20 protein-coding genes are annotated in these 19,888 nt (G+C 36.5%); 16 read left to right on the top strand and 4 right to left on the bottom strand.

What is annotated here, in order from left to right; translation table 11 throughout:
* The first annotated feature begins 2,243 nt into the window (after positions 1-2,243).
* The 16 genes from ASC84_RS19500 (at position 2,244) to ASC84_RS19425 (ending at position 15,800) form a co-directional block, all read left to right on the top strand.
* Positions 2,244-3,416: an ImmA/IrrE family metallo-endopeptidase gene (locus ASC84_RS19500; protein ID WP_056517763.1), complete on the top strand. Its 1,173-nt coding sequence runs from the start codon at positions 2,244-2,246 to the stop codon at positions 3,414-3,416.
* Positions 3,416-3,895 (top strand): PIN domain-containing protein, encoded by a 480-nt coding sequence (locus ASC84_RS19495; protein ID WP_056517761.1) that lies wholly within the window; start codon positions 3,416-3,418, stop codon positions 3,893-3,895. Before ASC84_RS19500 ends, ASC84_RS19495 begins: the two co-directional genes overlap by 1 nt.
* 425 nt (positions 3,896-4,320) lie before the next feature.
* The gene (locus ASC84_RS19490) at positions 4,321-4,539 is read left to right on the top strand and encodes a hypothetical protein (protein ID WP_056517758.1); all 219 of its coding nucleotides are present in this window, start codon (positions 4,321-4,323) and stop codon (positions 4,537-4,539) included.
* A gap of 17 nt (positions 4,540-4,556) precedes the next feature.
* On the top strand, positions 4,557-5,120 hold the full coding sequence (locus ASC84_RS19485) for a DUF2335 domain-containing protein (protein ID WP_056517756.1): 564 nt from the start codon (positions 4,557-4,559) through the stop codon (positions 5,118-5,120).
* A gap of 59 nt (positions 5,121-5,179) precedes the next feature.
* Positions 5,180-5,524 carry a phage tail protein gene (locus ASC84_RS19480; protein WP_056517993.1) on the top strand — a complete coding sequence of 115 codons (345 nt, stop codon included), beginning with the start codon at positions 5,180-5,182 and terminating at the stop codon, positions 5,522-5,524.
* Positions 5,525-5,600: 76 nt separating this feature from the next.
* Positions 5,601-5,924 carry a GrlR family regulatory protein gene (locus ASC84_RS19475; protein WP_056517754.1) on the top strand — a complete coding sequence of 108 codons (324 nt, stop codon included), beginning with the start codon at positions 5,601-5,603 and terminating at the stop codon, positions 5,922-5,924.
* A gap of 320 nt (positions 5,925-6,244) precedes the next feature.
* Positions 6,245-7,450, top strand: coding sequence for a hypothetical protein (locus ASC84_RS19470; protein WP_056517750.1), 1,206 nt, complete (start codon positions 6,245-6,247; stop codon positions 7,448-7,450).
* A complete protein-coding gene (locus tag ASC84_RS19465) occupies positions 7,434-8,222 on the top strand; it encodes a phage minor tail protein L (protein ID WP_056517747.1) in 789 nt (262 codons plus the stop codon). Before ASC84_RS19470 ends, ASC84_RS19465 begins: the two co-directional genes overlap by 17 nt.
* A 2-nt stretch (positions 8,223-8,224) precedes the next feature.
* Positions 8,225-8,968 (top strand): C40 family peptidase, encoded by a 744-nt coding sequence (locus ASC84_RS19460; protein ID WP_056517746.1) that lies wholly within the window; start codon positions 8,225-8,227, stop codon positions 8,966-8,968.
* Positions 8,961-9,572 carry a tail assembly protein gene (locus ASC84_RS19455; RefSeq protein ID WP_056517743.1) on the top strand — a complete coding sequence of 204 codons (612 nt, stop codon included), beginning with the start codon at positions 8,961-8,963 and terminating at the stop codon, positions 9,570-9,572. Before ASC84_RS19460 ends, ASC84_RS19455 begins: the two co-directional genes overlap by 8 nt.
* A gap of 53 nt (positions 9,573-9,625) precedes the next feature.
* Positions 9,626-13,573 carry a host specificity protein J gene (locus ASC84_RS19450; RefSeq protein WP_056517740.1) on the top strand — a complete coding sequence of 1,316 codons (3,948 nt, stop codon included), beginning with the start codon at positions 9,626-9,628 and terminating at the stop codon, positions 13,571-13,573.
* Positions 13,573-13,893: a hypothetical protein gene (locus tag ASC84_RS19445; RefSeq protein ID WP_056517737.1), complete on the top strand. Its 321-nt coding sequence runs from the start codon at positions 13,573-13,575 to the stop codon at positions 13,891-13,893. Before ASC84_RS19450 ends, ASC84_RS19445 begins: the two co-directional genes overlap by 1 nt.
* Positions 13,893-14,633, top strand: a complete 741-nt coding sequence (locus ASC84_RS19440) for a hypothetical protein (protein WP_056517733.1) — start codon at positions 13,893-13,895, stop codon at positions 14,631-14,633. The genes ASC84_RS19445 and ASC84_RS19440 overlap by 1 nt, the downstream gene beginning before the upstream one ends.
* A 61-nt stretch (positions 14,634-14,694) precedes the next feature.
* On the top strand, positions 14,695-15,093 hold the full coding sequence (locus tag ASC84_RS19435) for a hypothetical protein (RefSeq protein ID WP_056517730.1): 399 nt from the start codon (positions 14,695-14,697) through the stop codon (positions 15,091-15,093).
* A complete protein-coding gene (locus ASC84_RS19430) occupies positions 15,083-15,295 on the top strand; it encodes a hypothetical protein (protein ID WP_056517728.1) in 213 nt (70 codons plus the stop codon). Before ASC84_RS19435 ends, ASC84_RS19430 begins: the two co-directional genes overlap by 11 nt.
* Entirely contained in the window at positions 15,285-15,800 is a 516-nt protein-coding gene (locus tag ASC84_RS19425) for a glycoside hydrolase family 108 protein (protein ID WP_056517726.1), read from the top strand. The genes ASC84_RS19430 and ASC84_RS19425 overlap by 11 nt, the downstream gene beginning before the upstream one ends.
* Before the next feature lie 108 nt (positions 15,801-15,908).
* On the opposite strand, the gene ASC84_RS19420 is transcribed toward ASC84_RS19425, so the two are convergent.
* The 4 genes from ASC84_RS19420 to ASC84_RS19405 all read right to left on the bottom strand — a co-directional run bounded on the left by ASC84_RS19420 (position 15,909) and on the right by ASC84_RS19405 (position 19,810).
* The gene (locus tag ASC84_RS19420) at positions 15,909-16,295 is read right to left on the bottom strand and encodes an Imm41 family immunity protein (RefSeq protein ID WP_056517722.1); all 387 of its coding nucleotides are present in this window, start codon (positions 16,293-16,295) and stop codon (positions 15,909-15,911) included.
* 168 nt (positions 16,296-16,463) lie between these two features.
* Positions 16,464-17,798, bottom strand: a complete 1,335-nt coding sequence (locus ASC84_RS19415; RefSeq protein ID WP_056517719.1) for a hypothetical protein — start codon at positions 17,796-17,798, stop codon at positions 16,464-16,466.
* Positions 17,799-17,900: 102 nt separating this feature from the next.
* Positions 17,901-19,196, bottom strand: coding sequence for a Y-family DNA polymerase (locus tag ASC84_RS19410; protein ID WP_056517716.1), 1,296 nt, complete (start codon positions 19,194-19,196; stop codon positions 17,901-17,903).
* On the bottom strand, positions 19,193-19,810 hold the full coding sequence (locus ASC84_RS19405) for a LexA family transcriptional regulator (protein ID WP_056517713.1): 618 nt from the start codon (positions 19,808-19,810) through the stop codon (positions 19,193-19,195). Before ASC84_RS19405 ends, ASC84_RS19410 begins: the two co-directional genes overlap by 4 nt.
* Between the last annotated feature and the right edge of the window lie 78 nt (positions 19,811-19,888).

Genomic DNA, 19,888 nt, shown 5'->3' with positions numbered 1-19,888 from the left:
GTCACAATTAAGTTTAATGATGATGGTACAGGGTTGATGTGTGCTAGCTATAATGGCAAAGATACATTAGAGAAGTTTAAAATCAATGGGGATACACTATTTATGCAAAATGGTTTAAAGCAAACTATTATTAAAAATGATGCATCTTCTTTAACTTTGAAAGTATCGTATTTTGGTGGTGCAACTTATCAATACAAACCTGACAATTCCTTATCAAACGCTTCACCTTATTGTGAAAAAGAATTTAAAAATTAAAAACAGGGCAAAAGCCCTGTTTTTTTGTATCAATTATTCAAGCTAAATACCATTCCATTGAATGTGGCTGCTTATCACCAACATGCTTAAGCGTAATGCCATAACCAATAGCTTTTCGGTTTAATATGTTAGCGTGACATGAGACTTCTTGAGTTAGTCCAATCAGGCGACCTGCATAACTGCTTTGAATTACAGTTAGAGCAGGATAGAGTTCATTTTTTACGAACTTCGCAAGAATCGGCACGTACCACATTAGAAATTGAACATTTTGATCTTGTAATACAGCTTGAATATGTGGCTCAGTGTCTTTGTGTTTGTTTGCCTGACTATACAAAGCAATCAAGTGATGAACATATTCCACTGCTACAGGAATCGTATCGTAAGGAATCTCATCAATGTGCTTTACGTTGAAGCGTTGATGAACGAGCTTGTATGCATCACTGTAGTTAAGATGTTTAGTCTTGGCTACGAGAAGATTTACAGCGTTTGTTAAGGGTTCGCGCTCTTCTTTAGTTGAGCGTGGGTTTACAGTAATACCTTTTGTCCAGTAATCCCAAAGAACATCGTCACACTCTTCTTGATATTTAATTACTGTATCTCTAAGTTCAGGCTTTACTTTATTTGGACTGATCGTCATCAGCCAGCCGAAAAGTTTTCTTAAGGGCAGGCAAATCATTTTATAAGATTTTCCATCCTTACCAGTTGTCATGATTTCCATGATAACTGAATTAAAACGTTGTTTTAACTTATCAAATTGAGCTTGCCATGCTAAACCCATACCCTCAACTATTGGGCGCATAGGGGTATATGGTTGTTGATTGTGCTCAATAATTATTAACTCTACACCGTTAAAGGGTGCATTTATTTGTGCTAAAGTATGCATATCAGATTCCTTGCGAAGGGTTTGATAGAAGCCCTGATGCCGTCGAAAGTTATCAGGGCTTTTTTATATCCCCTATGGGGATGTTTTATAATTTAAATCGTTAAAAACTTCTTGTCAATCCCCAGTGGGGATACTATTATAAATTAAATTGTTCGAGTGCAGAAAAATGGCTAGAAGTTCAGACGTTGAATACAAGATGCGTATGACGCAGGATCTCAAAGATAAGATTGTTGAATCAGCTAAAGAGCATAATCGTTCGATGAATGCTGATATTGTTGCGAGATTAGAAGATAGTTTTATAAGAAATGATAGTTCAGCACCAACAAATGCCGATGTTAAAATCTTTCATTTAAAGAGCGGTATAAAACGAGTTGTTTATGGAAAGCTTTTAAATAATCTTAGCTTAGACTACACACAAGATCTCGATCAACTTCGTGACGATATTCATCTTGCTCTTGAGGTATTGAGTGGTTCTTCTTTTTGGAATTCATTAAAGTTTTTAGGTAAAGATGTGCTCGTATATAAGGGCGACAATCAGATAGACGTTGTAGATAATGGTAAAAGTAGCTTAGGGTGGTTAACTGTCGAAGATCATATAACTGATGAGTATATGAAAAAACTTCATGGGCAGAAAAATGGAGATATATTTATGAAACTTGAGCAAGAATATGATTTATTCTTAGAATCGGAAGAATGTAATCAACAGAATTTAGATTCAAAAAGCAACGTTGATTATTTTCTACGAAAATTAGCTTTTGATAACTTCATTTCCTCAACTAATAAACTAATAGATCGAAACTGGTGGCAACACCGTAAAGTGATTATTCCAAAACAGAACTGCCAAGACACTTACGAATTCACCCAACAAGACAACAATGCTAAATTCAGCAATAAGGAAGGCTTCTTGGAATGGGTTGATTACAATCTAGAAGAAGCTAATAAAGTAATAAACAGTTAATGCGTAGCACCCTAAGCAGGGTGCTTTTTTTAAGCTTTTTAAAAATCATTGGTAAAAACTATGGTTATTAAAAGTTCTAAAGTGATAATATATTGAAGTTGTCAAAAGCTTATAGACAGCATTATAAGTATTGGAAAAATAAGTGAAATGAATAGTCAGTTAGAAATAATTGTAAAGCCAGAACTTTTGCAATGGGCTAGGGAAACCAGCGGCTTTAGTATTGCTGACGTGTCAAAAAAGTTAAAGAAAACAGAGCAAGATGTTTTAGATTGGGAAAATGGAATTGCAGCTCCAACTTATTCTCAATTGGAAAAATTAGCTTATGAAATTTATAAAAGACCTTTAGCTGTATTTTTCCTTCCAGAGCCTCCTTTGGAATTTACTCCAAAGCAAGAGTTTAGAACTTTACCCGATACAGATATTTCAAATTTATTACCTAATACTCATATGCAATTTAGAAATGCACGAGCATTTCAGTTAACTTTGGCCGAACTTTATAATGGAAAAAATCCTGAGAGAAGACCCTTATTTTATAGATTTGAATTAGATCCAAAAAAATCTGTTACAAAGCAAGCTGATATAATTCGATCAGTTTTGAATGCAGAAATAGAAGTTCGTGCAAAATTTAAAGACGATGACGAGGCATTAAAGTACTGGATTTCTGAAATTGAAAAACAAGGTATTTTTGTTTTTAAAAATAGCTTCAAACAAAAAGAAATTTCAGGTTTTTGTTTGAATGATGATGAGTTTCCTATCATCTATATAAATAATTCAACAACAAAAACAAGGCAAATTTTCAGTCTATTGCACGAATTGGCTCATATTCTTCTCGGGGTAAATGGAATTGGCAAATTTACAGATGAACATATAGCCTATTTGGATACAAAAGAACAAGCTTTAGAAATATTCTGCAATAAGTTTGCCTCAGAAGTACTAATTCCTGATAAAGATTTTAGCTATCAAATTCAAACCTTGCCCGAAGAGCTTGACTTGTACAACCTAGATGAAATTGTTATTAATTTATCTAAAAGATACTGTGTTAGTCGAGAAGTTGTTTTGAGGAAATTTTTAGACTTAAAAAAAGTTTCAGAGCATATATACCTAGAAAAAGTTAAGATTTGGAATAATCAAATAAAACCTTCAGGCAATGGAAATTGGTATGCAACTCAAAATGCTTATTTAAGTTCTAGGTTCACTAAAGAAGTTGTATCTAAACATTATAACCACAAGCTAAGTTTAGAAAGTGCATCAGAATATCTAGGTATAAAACCTAAGAATTTTGCAGGTCTTGAGCAAATGATTTTGAAGAGTGTCAATTAATGGATAGAACATATATTTTTGACACATCATCATTCAATAAAATGAAACACTACTACCCAACTATATTTGAAACAGTATGGAATCATTTAGATGATCTCGTAAAGAACGGACAACTGATTTCAACAAAAGAAGTGTGGACTGAAGTAAATAATGGAAGCCCTACACCACATTTACTTGAATGGTTGAATGATTGGAAAAATCAGATTTTTACAACTCCAACGCGAGATGAACTTTTATTTGTTAGTGAGATATTCAAGGTTAAGCACTTTCAAACACTTATTGGTAATACGCAAAAGCTAAGGGGAACTCCTGTAGCTGACCCATTCTTAATAGCTTGTGCAAAGATACACAATGGTATTTTAATCACAGAAGAGGCTTATAAGCCAAATAGCTCTAAAATACCAAATGTTTGCGAACATTTTGATGTCGAATATATGAATTTTGAAGAGCTTATGCTTGTACTAAAATGGAAGTTTTAATTTGTATTGGAGCGTCCAGATAAATCTATACATAATAAATTTTTTTAGTTAAGAGTTATATATAAGGAAGTCTATCTTAGGAATAGAAACCTCCCTCGGGAGGTTTCTTTTGATAAATTAGAACAACTCTTAAAGGTTTAAAGAAAATCCTTAAAACTAAATTGAAATCTTTATGAGGGTTTAAGATAACAAAACTATACTTTTAGCTAAGGGGTTTTAGAGCAATTAAATTTAGGTTTATTTTTTTTAAATGATTGATAATTATTGAATTATGTTAAATTCTTTAAAAGAAATCTATGTTTAATTTGTAGTATATGGTTATAGTTTAATTATTGACTTATGCCATGTTTAATAGATATTATGAAGCCACTAATAACCCTGTTATCAAATGATAAAAGGGTATTTTTGTCTAAGGAGATACTATCATGAGACGTACAAGTGCTTTTGTAGAGGGTATGCGTTCAGCTTTTGATTTAGCACCTAAGCAAACCAGACATAAAGCTAATTTTATTTCAGAAGCAAAAACCCCAAAGGTTGATACTCATATTTCAATCAATGACAGTGCATCAGCGTGGATTGCAGTTGGGTCATATATGAAAAAAGCAGCAAATCGTTATGAGCTTCAACATAATGTTAATAAATAGATCTAAGGCTGATTGAATTGACTGGTAATAATGAGAATTTACCTCATGTAAATTTAGATATTGATATTGACCCAAATCAGAAAGTAACGCCAATTAACACTGATAGGTATGCACAACATCAAATAGTCGAAGCATCTTTTCAATCCATTAAAACCCCTTATTTGCCTCCAGAGTTTTTAGAATCTTATGAGAAAACTCTGCCAGGCTCTGCTCGTGAAATATTTGATCTTATACATGAGCAGCAAAAATTTGAAATGGAATTAAAGCGAAAAGAGGTTGATTTTGTAGAGCGGAACCTATTAAGAAGTGAAACTGTTGATGCCGCAAATATCAGAGAGCAAGACTCTCTTAATACTGCTAGATCTAGAGAGATAGATATTAAGTCAAAGGGTCAATGGTTTGCTTTTGTGTCAATGATCTTGCTGTTATTAGCATCTTTTGGTTTTTCTTGGCTAGATAAACCTATTCAAAGTAATACTTGTTTGGGGTTGATTGTTGCTATGGCAGCTGTGATGTTTTTACAGAGAATCATAGGGCATGAGAAAGCCGAAGATGTTAATAAGAAAGATGCTGAAAGTTGATTGATGCAACTTTTACACAAACCCACTCACCTGAGTGGGTTTTTTATTGGACGCAATTTATGAGCAATGAAAAATTTACATTTCCGTGTGATCTGGATGGAAACTCAGGCAAACAAAACTTCAATATTTTGACTTCAAAATTTGGTGATGGCTACGAGCAGAGTATCTCAGTAGGCATTAACAATAAAAAGGGGGAGTGGACTTATAAATTTACATCTACCAAGGAAGAAATTCTTCAAATCAAAGCTTTCTTTGATCGACATAAAGGCTCTGATTCATTTCTATGGAATTCGCCATTGGATGGTGAGGTGAGAGTCAAAACAGATACAAGCTATACACCTAGTCAAGTGGGTGGAATGATCTGGACTATTTCCACAACCTTTACCCAAGTTTTTTACCCTTGAGAACTCTTAACTTTTGACCATCAATGTCTTACTATCAAATGGCTGAATTTTCAGCGATTAATGCATGAGGTCAAAAATGAAAGACGGAATTTACTTTGTTGAATTCAAGAGCAATATCCAAGATTTTGGAGCGGGCACTGTGATAGTAAAGGATGGTGTGGTCAATGGTGGAGATTATGGATTTATTTATCGTGGGAAGCTTGAAAATAATCTTCTTAAATTGAATGCAAAACAACATGACAAAGATGTTGTATCTGTATTTGGTAATATCAGTGATTACGAATTGGTTTTAGAGGTTAATCCAACTAATGCTGGTTATGATTTGGTTGGCAAAACTGAATTAGCACCAGGTGTGGTTATTAAAGTACAAGCCAAATTTATTGGTGATTTATTAGTTTAAAAACAATCAAAAGAGAAGGACGCATTTGCGTCCTTTTTTATTATCTAAAGGAAAGCAAAATGAAACAGTTTTCAACCGATTTATTCATTAAACTATGTGTAAAATATACCGGCAAAAGCAAACAAGATCTCGCTAAAAAGTGGGGTCTTTATTACTTCCTAACCCGATCAAAAACAAAAGCATATTGGCATACAATTTTCTCCTAATGTCGTGACCTCATGCAAGTAACTACGACATGCACATAAGACGGAGTTGTGCCCGTCACCTAATTCTTAATAATTTTCACGCCCCACTAGCTGGGGCTTTTTAGTGAGAAAAATATGGCTATTCAAACAATTAATTTAGGAACCGCACCAAGTGGGGCGGGTGGTGATACCTTTCGATCTACTGGTACAAAAGTAAATGAAAACTTCACTAATAATACCCATGCAGCGAGTCGATTGGTTGGTACAGCTGCTGGTAATGTTATGCAAGTTGGGGCGTTTGGGCTTGGTGCTGCAGCTGCAGATCCAGCAATAACAGGCGATCAGACTTTTCAAGCGTACTTTGATCAAATGTTCAGCAAAGGTTCTGGCATTTATAGAAATGATAATATTTCTGGGGAGGCTGCAACAAATACAGCTAATGCATGTCGAGTACTATATGCAACGATGCTCTATGGTCGGGGTGGTGATACACAGCTTGCATTCTGGACTGATCATGTAAACAGAAGAGTTGGATATATGGTACGTCAAGGAGGGGCATCATCGTCTAATTTTGCCCATGGTTACCTTTTGACATCTGGCAATACCACAAGAGATTCAAACGGCTTCATTAAAGCAGCATCCCCAATAGTCCAATTATTTGCAGATAAAATTGAATCAAATGAAGAGGCCTTAGAGCAAAATCCAGAATTTGAAAAAGTGGATATTGGTCATTACTTAATTAAAAACACTGAGGGTTTTGCAAAAGAAGGTTGGTGGATTGAAGTGCCTACTGATACAAACGGAAATCGTATTTGTGCAGTTGAATATCAAACCTTAGAAAATGGTGATCTTGAAATTAAGACATTCAAGAAAAAATTGAATGATGAGGGTGATATTGTAGCGAACTTGGATGCAGCGATTGATATTCCATACAACGCCAATGGCGAACCACGCTGGATTGATGTGCGCCTGCATTCTGTTAATAAAGCAGTAGTTCACAAAGTTCCACGGACTGAAAAACAGGCTCGAATGGTTCAACAAGTAAAGTATGCGCCACAACTCACATACATCACCAAATATGAAGATCTATTTGATGATGCTGGAAATCCAGTCATCGTGGATGGTCAAAAATACCAAAAGCCGGTTACCCATATTCAAACTGATAAGAATGGCACTCCAATCTTGAGCAATCAACCTGTTATCAATGATAAAGGCGAGCCTGTTTTTGAATGGGTGCAAGCGATAGATAGTGAAGATCAGCCGATCTTTGATGATGTGCCTGTACTCGATGAGGATGGGAAACAAATCTATGATGAGGTGACTTATGAGCCTCAACAGTGATTTTCAAAAACTCTATGTAGATGGGTTAATCACATTATTTGAATTAGACGCCAGTGCTTTAGGTGCTGGCGTTTTGCTTTTCCATGGTCATATTTCATATGAAGACTGGGAAAAGATTTATAGTTCAATCGGTTCAAATGGGCTAATGGGTTCAGATACTGGCTCAATTGGTAAGCTTTATGATGTTGGTGATGAAAAGGTCTGGCACCGTAATATCATTTTTAATGGTCAGACTTTTGAGCCAATGGCATTGCAAGTATCAGGCTTGGAAATGCGAAGTGATGGTAAAGCTTCAGCCCCAACACTAAGCATGGCAAATAACATCAAAGGCATTCAAGGTGCTGTAACTGCATATTGTTTACAGTTTGGTGATTTTGCTGGTGCAAAGATCAAAGTCATTACCACATTAGCCAAGTATCTCGATGCTGAAAACTTTAGTGCTGGAAATACCAGTGCGAATCCAAGTGAGAAACGTGAGCAGATTTGGTTTATAGAACAAAAGACTTCTGAAAATGCTCAGCAAGTGACTTTTGAACTTTCTAATCCAGTGGATTTTGAAGGATTAAAAATCCCTACACGGCAAATCTCAAACTACTGCAATTGGGAATATCGAAGTGAAGAGTGCGGATATATTGGATCGGCAATGTTTACTGAAAAAGATGAGTCTACAGACAATCCAGCTTTAGATCGATGCAACTACCGAACATCAGGCTGTCGTTGCCGAGAGAATGAGCTTCATTTTGGTGGATTCCCTGCATCTTCAATGGTGTAAAAATGAAATTAAATAAAAAACTTAAAGCTGCGATTTTATCTCATGCTGAACAATGTTTCCCCGCAGAATGTTGCGGGGTTATTGTTTCAGGTGAGTATATTCCATGCCGTAATGTCGCTGAAAAAGGTCAGTTTCAAATTCATCATGAAGACTTGGCGAATGCTGAAGATCAAGGTGAGATTCAAGCCTATGTACATTCACATCCAAACGCGACAGCACGCGCATCTGATTTAGATTTATTGCAAATTGAACTTCATGAAAAACCATGGGTGATCTGTGCTTGGCCTGAAGTAGATTTTCAAGTCTATAAGCCATGTGGCTATAAAGCACCACTCATTGGTCGTGATTATCATCATGGATATCAAGATTGCTATTCAATTGTTCGTGATTTTTATCTTCGTGAGTTAAATATCAAACTCATTGATTTCGAGCGTTTAGATAATTGGTGGAGTGATAAAGATCATAAATCCCTTTATCTAGAAAACCTAGACGCAGCTGGATTTTATGAAGTCAGCGAACCTCAATATGGTGACATGTTGGTGTGTAATATTGGCCGTACAGAACACCCGAATCATGCTGTGATTTGGTTGGGTGATCAGTGGCAATTAAAGTCAGAAGAAAGCACAAGTTGTTTTGGTGGACCATTAATCCTGCATCATCCTTATGGTCGAAAGTCAGTACGTGAAATCTTTGGGCAACAATGGCGAGAGCGTGTTGTCAAAATTGTGAGGCATAAGAATGCTTAAAACGATCAAATTATATGGCGTACTGGGAAAGAAGTTTGGTAAGGAATTTAAGCTTGCTGTTGAAAGCACCCGAGAAGCTGTAAGAGCGCTATCAGTCCAATTGCCCGGCTTTGAACAATTTATGCTAACCGCTCATGAACAAGGACTTAGCTTTGCTGTTTTTCAAGATGATGAAAATATCTCTGAGGATCAAATCGACTTTGAGACTGGTGCCAAAGTTATCAAGATTGTGCCTAAAGTCATGGGGGCTGGTGGAGATGGTGGTGTTATAAACTTAATCTTAGGTGCGGTTATGGTTGTTGTAGGAGCATGGACAGGGCAAGCATGGCTAGTTGGGATGGGGGTAGGCATGGTTGCTGGAGGGGTTGCTCAAATGCTTACCCCAAAAGTTGATGTACAAGATCAAAATCAAGATGGAAATAAGTCTAACTTTGGCTTTGGCGGGGCAGTCACCACAATCGCACAAGGCAATCCAGTCCCGATTCTTTATGGTCAGCGCGAAGTTGGTGGATTCATTGTAAATGCTGGTCAATTTGCAGTAGATACTTTTAGTTCTGCAGATGCTGGTTTTACAGGCGGTGGCAACAGTGGTGGTAAGAAATAATCTTAAGAAGAATATAAGCGCATTAAGCGCTTTTTTATTGTGTGGGAAAAAGTATGCTTAAAACAGTAAAAGGCGCTAAAGGTGGCAGTCAAAGCCAAAGACAACCAAAAGTTGCAAATGATACCACCGCTTCAAAAACCTATGCACGTTTACAATATGGTATGAGTGAAGGAGAAGTTGAGGGTTTGGCAAATGGCTTTAAGTCTATCTATTTAGATGACACACCCGTTGAAAACGATAGTGGTGCAAGAAACTTTCAAGATGTCACTCTAGATTTTCGCTCAGGTACCAATGATCAGGCATACATGGAAGGTTTTGAAAGCATTGCTTCTGAAACTGCTGTTGGTGTTGAACTTAAAAGTGATACGCCTTGGGTTAAAGGGATTACCAATCTTAATCTCGATGCCGTGATTTTAAGAGTGCGCTTTGGGGCCTTAAAACAGCAAGATCCAAGCAACGGTGATGTTTCAGGTTTTGTTATTGATTACTCGATCGAAGTGCAAACAGATGGGGGGTCATGGGAGTTAATGCTTGATACTCAAATGTCAGGAAAAACTTCAGCAAATTATGAACGTACCCATCGTATCGGCTTACCCAAAGCCAATAATAATTGGTTGATTCGCGTCATACGTAAAACACCAAATTCAAGCTCTGAATATGTCAGCGATAAGATGTATATTCAGGCCATTACTGAAGTTGTGGATCTTAAACTTGCCTATCCAAACACTGCATTGATTGGTGTGCAATATGATGCTGAAACATTCTCAAATATTGCCAAAATTGCTGTAGATCTAAAGGGTGTAAAGATCAAAGTACCAAGCAACTATGATCCAGTAAGCCGAACTTACATCGGGATATGGGATGGTCTATTTAAGCGTGCTTATAGCAATAATCCAGCTTGGATTTACTATGATTTATGTACCAATAAGCGATATGCACTTGGCAACCGTTTAACCGAGCAAATGATTGATAAATGGTCTTTATATCGTTTAGCACAATATTGTGATCAGTTGGTACCGAATGGCAAAGGCGGTCAAGAGCCTCGTTTCACTTGTAATGTATATATTCAAAGTGCCGAATCTGCTTTTGATATTTTAAGCAAACTTGCAGGTTTATTTCGTGCAATCAGTTATTGGGATGGTAATTCAATCGTATGTGAAGCTGATTTGCCACAAGATACAATGTTTACTTACACATCCGCAAATATCATTGATGGTGCTCAAGGAATCAATTATTCAGGTACACGTGCACGTGATCGTCACAATGCAATCAAGGTGGCTTGGGATAATCCGCAAAATCGCTATAAGACTGAATATGTGTTCGTTCGGGATGAATCAGCAATTGCACGTGATCGAGGCGCAGTCAAATTACTTGAGCTTGAGGCATGGGGCTGTACATCAGAAGGACAAGCACAACGGACGGGGCAATGGGCCTTAAAAACAGAACAACTAGAAACTCGAACTGTCACATTTAAAGTTGGGTTGGATGGTTATATTCCATTACCTGGTAAAGTGATTGAACTTGCTGATGAGTTGTTAGCTGGTCGTGCAAACGGTGGGCGTATTTCTTCAGTCAGTGCTGATTTAAAACAAATCACTTTAGATCGTGATGATGTGGTTTGCCGAGCTGGTGATCGTCTAGTTGTGAATGGCGAGAATGGAAAGGCACAAGCACGAGTTGTATCAAGCATTGCTGGTCGAGTTGTTACTGTAGTATCAGCATTTGATAGTGTTGCCCCACAAAATGTCTGGGTGATTGATGCACAAGATTTAGCGACGATGAAATTTCGTGTAGTTTCGATCTCACAAGATGAACCACACCAATTTACCATCACAGCACTACAACATGCTGATTCTAAATTTGATGCCATTGATCATGGTGCATTTATTGATGATCGGCCAATCTCTATCATCAATCCTACAACTCAAGATCCTGTTGAATCAGTCACGATTTCCAGTGAGCAAATGGTTCAGCAGGGAATGTCTGTTGAAACCATGGTCATCAGTTGGCCTCAAGCCAAAGATGCCACTAAGTATCAAGTTGAATGGCGCAAAGATAACGGCACATGGTTAAAACTACCATTAACTGGAAGCAACTCAGCTGAGGTGGCGGGGATTTACGCAGGGCAATATGAAGCACGCGTATTTGCAATCAGTGCTTTTGATATTTCATCCTTGCCAACATATTCAGTTTTAACAGAGCTAAAAGGCAAGCAAGGAAAACCACCAAAGTTAGCCAATATCCATGCTGAAGGTATTTTATTTGGCATGAAATTAAACTGGTTGTTTCCAGCGGTGGGAGCATTGGATACAGCATATACGGAGATTGAAGTTTCACCTGATAGCACATCAAATATTGCTCAACTGGGTTTGTTTGCTTATCCGACAACGGTGCACACGATTCAAGGTATGCAGCCAAACTTACGTCAATATTACCGCGGGCGCTTGATTGACAGAATTGGAAATGTGGGTGATTGGTCGGATTGGGTCAGTGGTGTGACTTCGGCAGATGCATCAGATGTACTTGAACTATTGAATGATCAAATCTCTGAAAGTCAGTTAAATCAGGATTTGAAAACTAAGATTGATCATATCGAAACGATCGACGCTGAAATTGGTCCAATTAAACAGGACATTCAGAATACAAAGGATCAGATCAACCAAGAAATTATTGATCGTCAATCTGCGATTCAACAAGCAAAAGAGGGTTTATCACAGCAAATTATTGATGGTGATGATGCAGTACTTCAAGTTGTTGATACTGTTAAAAAGTCTAGTGATGATGGTATAGCCGCTGCACAATCAGAAATTAAAGTTGTTGCGGATAGTCTTAAACTGACTGCTGAAAAAACTGATGGCGTTTACGCGCAGTTGAATCCTCCCTTGATTGGGTCGGCAACGGATTTGATTGGCAATGATCAAGGCTTCGCGGGAACTTGGTCGCTTCAATCAGCAATTGTCGAAGGTGATCTAGTTTTAAGTAAGCGAATCGATACAACTGTTGCCCAAGTCAATGATGTTCAAGCCTTTGCACAGCAAGAAGTTCAAGCGCGTATTGAGGGAGACAAGGCTACAGTTAAAAAGATTGATACTTACATTGTTGAAAATGATCAAGCTTTAGCAACTGTGCGTAATTCAGCACAAATAGCGGTTGATAAATCAAATGCAAATGCTGAATTAATTGCCGCATTGGAATTGGAGCTAGATGATAAAGCCTCAACAGGACAATTAACGCAAGTTAAGTCTGAGATTGAAGAGGATTATAACGGCAAGATCACAGCACAAACGACACGGATCGATGGTGTATACGCTCAAATCAATCCACCTTTAATCGGCTCTGAAACTGATCTTATTGGTAACAATAGCGGTTATGCAGGTGTTTGGTCTGAACAATCAGCACGTATTGAAGGAGATTTATCACAATCGATTCGTACTGATCAGGTTGTTGCGCAGATGAATCAGAACGATGCTTTATATCAGCAACAGATTAAAGCAACAGCCGATGCAGTATCAGCCAATGTTTCAGCAACTTCCACTTTGCAAACAAAGGTTGGTGAAAATACAGCATCGATTCAAACCCAACAATCATCAATTAATGGTTTGCAGGCGAAAGCCACAATTCAAGTTGCTGCAGGTAATACAGTTGGTGGGGTTGCGATTGGTAATGATGGTGGTGTTGTCGACTTCATTGTTCGTGCAAACAAGTTTGCAATTGCCCCACCTGAAGGTACTAGTGGATCGAGTAAGTATGCGTTTGTGTACCAATCAACACCAACAGAGTTACCCAATGGAACCATCGTACCTGCTGGCTTGTATCTTGATAATGCGTCAGTTGGTTATATTTCAGCGAGTAAGATCTACGCAGATAACCTGAGTGCTATTAGTGCTAATTTAGGAACGTTTACCAGTTCAAATAGTAATGGCACAACAACGATTACGGGCTCATATATTGAGGTTAAAGATAGTCAAAACCGTGTAAGAGTTAAGATAGGAGTCTGGTAATGCCAATAGGCATTTTGTTGCAAGATGAACAAGGGGGAGTCTCATTCGATGGGACTCAGCGAATACCAAAAGTATTGGTAGAAGTCACTATTAATGCAGGGGATGTGACTAAGACTGTCTCATTACCAAGAGCCTTAAAGGGCAATCTTTACTACTACTATAAACCCCTGATAGCCAATGATTCTGAGCCTTATTATGATCCAATGAGTTATAACTATAGGGTTTCAGTTTCTGGCACCCAACTTACAATTTCATTTGTACCTTATGCCTCATGGAGCTCTGCACCGAAGCCATTTAAAGTCTATGTAGGAGAGTATTGATGGCATCCTATTTAGAAATTAATAATGAAATCACTCAAGTTATTGATGATTCATTCTTCAATTTAGCGTTTGTTCGGAAAGAAAGACGATATTTTATTAAAACAGCGGGACCAGGTGTCTATGGTTGGATGGGTTATGATATCGATGTTTCAGGTATTGACGGTGCTGTTCTTGCTTTTAGCTCTATCTGTGGTGCTTGTTACTACAGTTTAACTGATTCGACTGTTCGAGTGATGGTGACTGGTGCGAACCAGCAAAATATTCCAAGTGCAGTCAATAAGTTAAATACTGAGACTAATTATATTGATATTTATATTTTTGGTAGACCGATTGATAACACCCCAAATATAGGTTTTAAAGCTTGGGATGCGAATGGCAAGTTAGTATTTGATGCAAATCATAGATACATGCAACCCGTTCAAATGATCATGGAGACTGATAACTATTCACCAGTAGTAGGTGGTAGTAATCAATATCGTAATAGCAAAACTATCTCATTACCTGTTGGTAGAAAATATGCGATTTATCCTTTAAATCGTATGTTCGCAATTTACGCTGAGTGGATATCTAATGGTTGGGAAACATTTTATCAGGCTGATGTCTATTCATCTGTAGCTGCAATTGATAGTAGTACATTGTATTTAACTTCTGGAAAGATTGATCAGGTAGAAGATACCTCTGTTGTATCTATAGGTGTTTGTCGACACCATTACATGATTCTTGACGTCACAAACTACTAAATATCAAACATTACAAGCACCCATAAGGGTGCTTTTTTATTGCCAAAAATTAGGGGGTTACATGTCTGAAAACGAAACGTATGGGATGCGGTTAGAAAAGAAAATCGACTCCATGCAGCATCAAATGTCTGAGATGAATAGCGCATTGATTCGGCTTTCTGAGCGAAATGAGGCGCATCAAAGTTTATCGAGCTCAAACAAGGATTCAATCGTTACTTTGCAAGCTGATATGAACCAAGCAAAAGGCGGATTGAACTTTGCAAAACTCATTGCAGGAACAGCCTTGGCGAGTGTGATAGGTTTTGGTACTTGGACAGTTCAAAGTTTATCAGCAACACAACAGCGCATGTCTGACGCAAATCAACGAATTGCGATTGTTGAGTCAAAACTTATTCGGCTTGATACAGACATATCAGTTTTAAGTAAACGAAACGTACTAGGGCACGAAAATGAACAGTGATCAAACCAAAACATATATTGCATACATCACACTAGGACTATCCGTACTCGTTGTTGTTGGTCTCTTCTTTTTCAATGTTCCTGAAAAAAACAAGGATCTATTAAACATTGTTATCGGCTCACTTATTGGTTGGACTGGTGCGGTAGTTAGCTTTTATTTCGGTAATTCTGAGCAAAATAAGGAGAAGAAACGTGAACTTTGAAAAAGCATTTGAACGTTTAATCGGTCATGAGGGTGGTTACTCTACAGATCGTAATGATCCAGGCAACTGGACAGGTGGCAAGGTTGGTAGTGGCACATTTAAAGGAACTAAATATGGTATTGCTGCCAATACTTATCCTAATTTAGATATTAAAAACTTAACCATTGATCAAGCCAAGGCTATTTATAAAAAGGATTGGTGGGATAAATTAGGTGCAGACCAACTACACCCAGCGATTGTTTTTCAATTATGGGATTTCGCTGTAAATGCAGGGAAAAGCCGAGCAATTAAAGAACTACAGCAGGCGGTCGGTGTTCCAGATGATGGAATGATAGGGCCTAAAACAATTGCTGCAGTAAATGCTAAAGAAGTGAATGATGTTTTAATGCTGCTGGCTTCTGAGCGCTTAAGTTTTTATACATCCTTAAAAACTTGGGCAACCTATGGTAAAGGGTGGACTAACCGTGTTGCAGAGAATTTAAAATATGCAGCTCAAGATAATTAGTTTATTGTTTTGCATGACACTTGCAGGCTGCACAGCCCACACCATCAATACAAATGTAAGTGTGGGTATTTGCGTGAAAGCCCTTTAGGGAGCTTTTTCAATTAGCATTTACTCTATAGAATAAGAAGTTAGTAAAGGATTAATTTTTTCAAATATGGTTTGCTTCGGCATCATTTTGGAGAAATATCCTTCAAATACTAGTTGAGTTCGTTCCCTAAACTCATAAATTGATTCTAGTTCCAAATTCTTAATTTTAAAGGAGTCATTTTTATCCAAATGTGAGCTTATGTAAAACATAATTAAACTAAAAATCCTAAATACTTCTGAATCTAATTTTTCAGATGAATTTTTTTCAAGATTATAAATTCCCCATTCTAAAAGCCAATATTCCTCAATAGCCCATATGTTATTTTCATGCAACTTTCCTATAAACGATAAGTTTTCATACAAATCATTGTGAGGAAAATTGTAAAGTATAATTAGCTTTTCATTCATAATTTATATTCTTTAAAACTTATTAAAAATTGATATGGCTTTTACGAAATTCTTTAATCATTTTACTGGTATCTCATAATTTACGGTAAGGCATAAGCTGCTAATGGAGACACGCAGCTGATGCAGAAAGATTGAGGGAAGCATGGCCCTCAGATTGAGGGCTAATTTTTATAGAAGAAATTCAGGAATTTCATCATCTGTTACAGACTTAAAATACTCGGATGCATTAATTTTATTCTCCAAGATATAAGCTTTAGATTTCTCTTTAGTAAAATTGATAGTGGAAAATTCACTTTTTAATAATTCTTTTGCTTCTGATGCTCCCGACTTTGCAGAAATTATAATGGCAGTAATAAGTTCAAAAGATTGTTGATTTGATATTGATTTCTTATATAGGTCTTCTATAAGAGTAATTTTTTCATTGATATTATTAGCGATATCATAAGAGTTATCCCCCGCTTGATTAATTATAGTTGTTATATATTCTTGAAAAACTAAAGGCTTGTTTTTGAATAAAGTTGTCAATATTTCGATGGTTGGCGCCTTCTTAAAAAGAATTTTTAGTACTTTTGAGAATTCATTTAGAAATTCATTATCTCCGTAAACCGAAGTTAAATATTTAAGTACTGTAGTAGGATGTCTTAATTTTGTTTGATTTAATGATAAGTTATCGTTATTGATTTTCTTATAGAGAATAGTTTTAATTCTATTACGATGAGTCTCTGTGAGTTCTTTATAAATCGCTGGTTGTAACGATAAAACTTCTAGGATTACATTACTAAATTTAGGATCATCACTTTTAGGTTTGATAATATGTTTCATAAGTAATGCAGCAGTTTCTTTACCTGCTTTATATGCTAATCCGCTTATAAATAAGTCTGCATTATTTGATATAGTTTTATCTTCTGATATTAAAGAGTTTAAAAGCTTGTTTATTAATAGAGGTATTGCTTCAATATGCAATGAAGACGACTCTTCCTTAACAACCTCAGAAAGTTGGTTGGCACGTGTATCTACGAAAAAATTTGAATTTGACAAGCGTTTTACAATTTCATCTACTAAATGTGTTGTTGCAAAAATCGGTTTAGATAAAAATCTATCAATGACTTCAAAAAAAACATAACGAGCCTCTTCAGCACTTGGTTTATGTCCTGAAGGATGCGCAGATTTATTTCTTAATTTTCTTAATATATCCGCAAATTCAGAATCAATCTCCTGCAAGAGTTGCTTTGACTTAAGTTGCTCAATTAAGTAGTTTTCATAAACTTCTTGTTCATTTTTTCTTTTTTTTACTTGATCGGATATGGTTTTAGCCGTTTTATTTACTGTTCCAAGAATTTCTAGTTTTGACGTAATATCATCAAACAGTGCAATGAAACTTAGAACAATGCATCCGCGATAAGCTTTTGTCATGTAACAGGTTAATGCTTCTCTCATGTAGTCTCTAATTTGTTCATTTTCGATTTTATGAAGTAGCTCTTCCATATCTGACAAATTTGCCATTTTATTACCTAAATTAAAAAATATTCAATTACGACGTAATCTCTATGTAAAATTAATATTTGTCAATAATTTTATATTACATATTAATAATTTAATTAAAACTCACTTAACCTTAATCAACCCAGCCTTCGTAAAATAATTCTTAGACAGCATATCCCGACTCATTGACCACTTACGATCCTTGAAGTAACACGGACCAACGGAAATTTTTGCCTTGCCGAATTTACTTTGAATATCTTCATAAGCCTGCATCAGATTTTCATTCTGTATTCTTGTCTCATATTCAGAAAGTAAGTCAGGGATATGATTCGATTTCAGAATTAACTCTGAATAAAACACACCGCATTTTTTGTATTTGATACCTGGTTTATATATCTTCTCAAGTAAAAGATATGCGACTTCAACCAAATCCAAAACACAATCAGTGGGTTCTACAAATTTGTACGTTTGAGCTTTGCTATAGTAAGGGGCAGACGCATTAAATGGATTTGATTGAACAAAAGCAGTAATCACACCACATAATAGTTTCTCTTTTCTCAAACGCCCAACAGCGTCTTGTACGTACTTCGACATTGCTTCTTTTAAGTCTTGAAGCTCTGTTATTTTGATACCAAACGTTCTGCTTGCAACAATCTGTTGTTTAGGCTTTGGTTGGTCATCAATGGGCATACATGAGATGCCTTGCAGTTCTAATACTGTTCTTTGCATACAGACAGTGAACATTTTCCCCATTATGGGTGGATTAGCTCTTGATAGATCTAGAACAGTCTTAATGCCCATATCATTCAATTTTTTATTTTGCTTTCTGCCCACACCCCATACTTCGCCCACTTCCACTAATGACCAGAAGTAATCACGATATTTCGGGTCCATAGTTGCAAGATCACAAACCCCATTAAAACGCTTGCCTTTCTTCGCCATGTGATTCGCGATTTTTGCTTCAGTCTTTGATCTTCCTATTCCAATGGAAACAGGCAATCCGATCCACTCTTGAATTCGTTCGCGCATGCCTTGACAGTATTCAACCAAATCATAATTATGCTTAAAGCTTGTCAGGTCCAGAAAGCATTCATCTATGCTGTAAATCTCTTGCTCATGAGGTGCAACATAGCCAGCAAGAATTGAATGAAATCTACGCGACATTTCAGCATATATAGCGTAATTGCTTGAGAGTACTTGAACATGATTTTTCTCTACGACATCTTTGATCTGAAAAAGTGGCACACCCATTTTAATGCCCATTGCTTTTGCTTCATTACTTCGAGCAACAGCACACCCATCGTTATTTGATAAAACTATAACAGGGACATTGTTTAACTTGGGGTTAAAGAAACGTTCACACGAGACATAGCAATTATTGATATCAATAAGAGCAAATATCTTTTCTCCATGTTTCATTTAAAGTTCTTAATAACTTTGGTGACAACACCCCAAATTACTAATTCTTGTTCTGAGCGGGGGAGGATAGGTTGGTATTCAATGTTTTCTGGTTTCAGCCAAACTGCTGGAAGATTCCTAAGATCATTTTCATTATGAAAAATATCAAACAATTCTTGATGAGACATTCTTTGTGTAATCATCATTCTTTTTACAGTGAAATCATTATCAATGAATGCGATAACAATGTCTTGATGCTGAGAGCGTATGCTTCTATCAACGATCAAATAATCATTTATATCAATCCCGATATCTTTCATCGAAAGCGATTCAACTTGAACAATGAATGTCGCTTCTTTATTTGAAATAAGTAGGTCATTCATGTCGACAGTCTTATCAATATAATCTTCAGCTGGGGAGGGGAAACCCGCAGCAATTTTGTTTAAAACTAAGGGGATTGAGGCTTTAGTTATTGCTTGAAATGACAAGATTTCAGAGAAGTCAGAAATTTGACGAGATTTTGAAGAATATTTTTTTATATCAATAACTTTAGAACCGTTCAAGTGATCTAGATTTGCGTCTTTAAGCCTTTGAAGTTTAGCTTTTGAGAAGCTTGAATTTGATTTAATATTCATAAAAAATATCACTTGATTACGTTACATATTCAAGAGTTTAATTTGTATGTTTTAAAATTTCAAATTTAAAAGCTGTGG

The sequence above is a fragment of the Acinetobacter sp. Root1280 genome, from assembly GCF_001425285.1.
GTDB classification, from domain to species: Bacteria; Pseudomonadota; Gammaproteobacteria; order Pseudomonadales; family Moraxellaceae; genus Acinetobacter; species Acinetobacter guillouiae.
This window is presented reverse-complemented; position numbering and strand designations above follow the sequence as displayed.

Excerpts from the sequence above, each read along its gene's own strand:
- ASC84_RS19500 (WP_056517763.1), top strand. The coding sequence starts at position 2,244 with ATGAATAGTCAGTTAGAAATAATTGTAAAGCCAGAACTTTTGCAATGG.
- ASC84_RS19495 (WP_056517761.1), top strand. The coding sequence starts at position 3,416 with ATGGATAGAACATATATTTTTGACACATCATCATTCAATAAAATGAAA.
- ASC84_RS19490 (WP_056517758.1), top strand. The coding sequence starts at position 4,321 with ATGAGACGTACAAGTGCTTTTGTAGAGGGTATGCGTTCAGCTTTTGAT.
- ASC84_RS19480 (WP_056517993.1), top strand. The coding sequence starts at position 5,180 with ATGAGCAATGAAAAATTTACATTTCCGTGTGATCTGGATGGAAACTCA.
- ASC84_RS19475 (WP_056517754.1), top strand. The coding sequence starts at position 5,601 with ATGAAAGACGGAATTTACTTTGTTGAATTCAAGAGCAATATCCAAGAT.
- ASC84_RS19470 (WP_056517750.1), top strand. The coding sequence starts at position 6,245 with ATGGCTATTCAAACAATTAATTTAGGAACCGCACCAAGTGGGGCGGGT.
- ASC84_RS19465 (WP_056517747.1), top strand. The coding sequence starts at position 7,434 with ATGAGCCTCAACAGTGATTTTCAAAAACTCTATGTAGATGGGTTAATC.
- ASC84_RS19460 (WP_056517746.1), top strand. The coding sequence starts at position 8,225 with ATGAAATTAAATAAAAAACTTAAAGCTGCGATTTTATCTCATGCTGAA.
- ASC84_RS19455 (WP_056517743.1), top strand. The coding sequence starts at position 8,961 with ATGCTTAAAACGATCAAATTATATGGCGTACTGGGAAAGAAGTTTGGT.
- ASC84_RS19450 (WP_056517740.1), top strand. The coding sequence starts at position 9,626 with ATGCTTAAAACAGTAAAAGGCGCTAAAGGTGGCAGTCAAAGCCAAAGA.
- ASC84_RS19445 (WP_056517737.1), top strand. The coding sequence starts at position 13,573 with ATGCCAATAGGCATTTTGTTGCAAGATGAACAAGGGGGAGTCTCATTC.
- ASC84_RS19440 (WP_056517733.1), top strand. The coding sequence starts at position 13,893 with ATGGCATCCTATTTAGAAATTAATAATGAAATCACTCAAGTTATTGAT.
- ASC84_RS19435 (WP_056517730.1), top strand. The coding sequence starts at position 14,695 with ATGTCTGAAAACGAAACGTATGGGATGCGGTTAGAAAAGAAAATCGAC.
- ASC84_RS19430 (WP_056517728.1), top strand. The coding sequence starts at position 15,083 with ATGAACAGTGATCAAACCAAAACATATATTGCATACATCACACTAGGA.
- ASC84_RS19420 (WP_056517722.1), bottom strand. The coding sequence starts at position 16,295 with ATGAATGAAAAGCTAATTATACTTTACAATTTTCCTCACAATGATTTG.
- ASC84_RS19415 (WP_056517719.1), bottom strand. The coding sequence starts at position 17,798 with ATGGCAAATTTGTCAGATATGGAAGAGCTACTTCATAAAATCGAAAAT.
- ASC84_RS19410 (WP_056517716.1), bottom strand. The coding sequence starts at position 19,196 with ATGAAACATGGAGAAAAGATATTTGCTCTTATTGATATCAATAATTGC.
- ASC84_RS19405 (WP_056517713.1), bottom strand. The coding sequence starts at position 19,810 with ATGAATATTAAATCAAATTCAAGCTTCTCAAAAGCTAAACTTCAAAGG.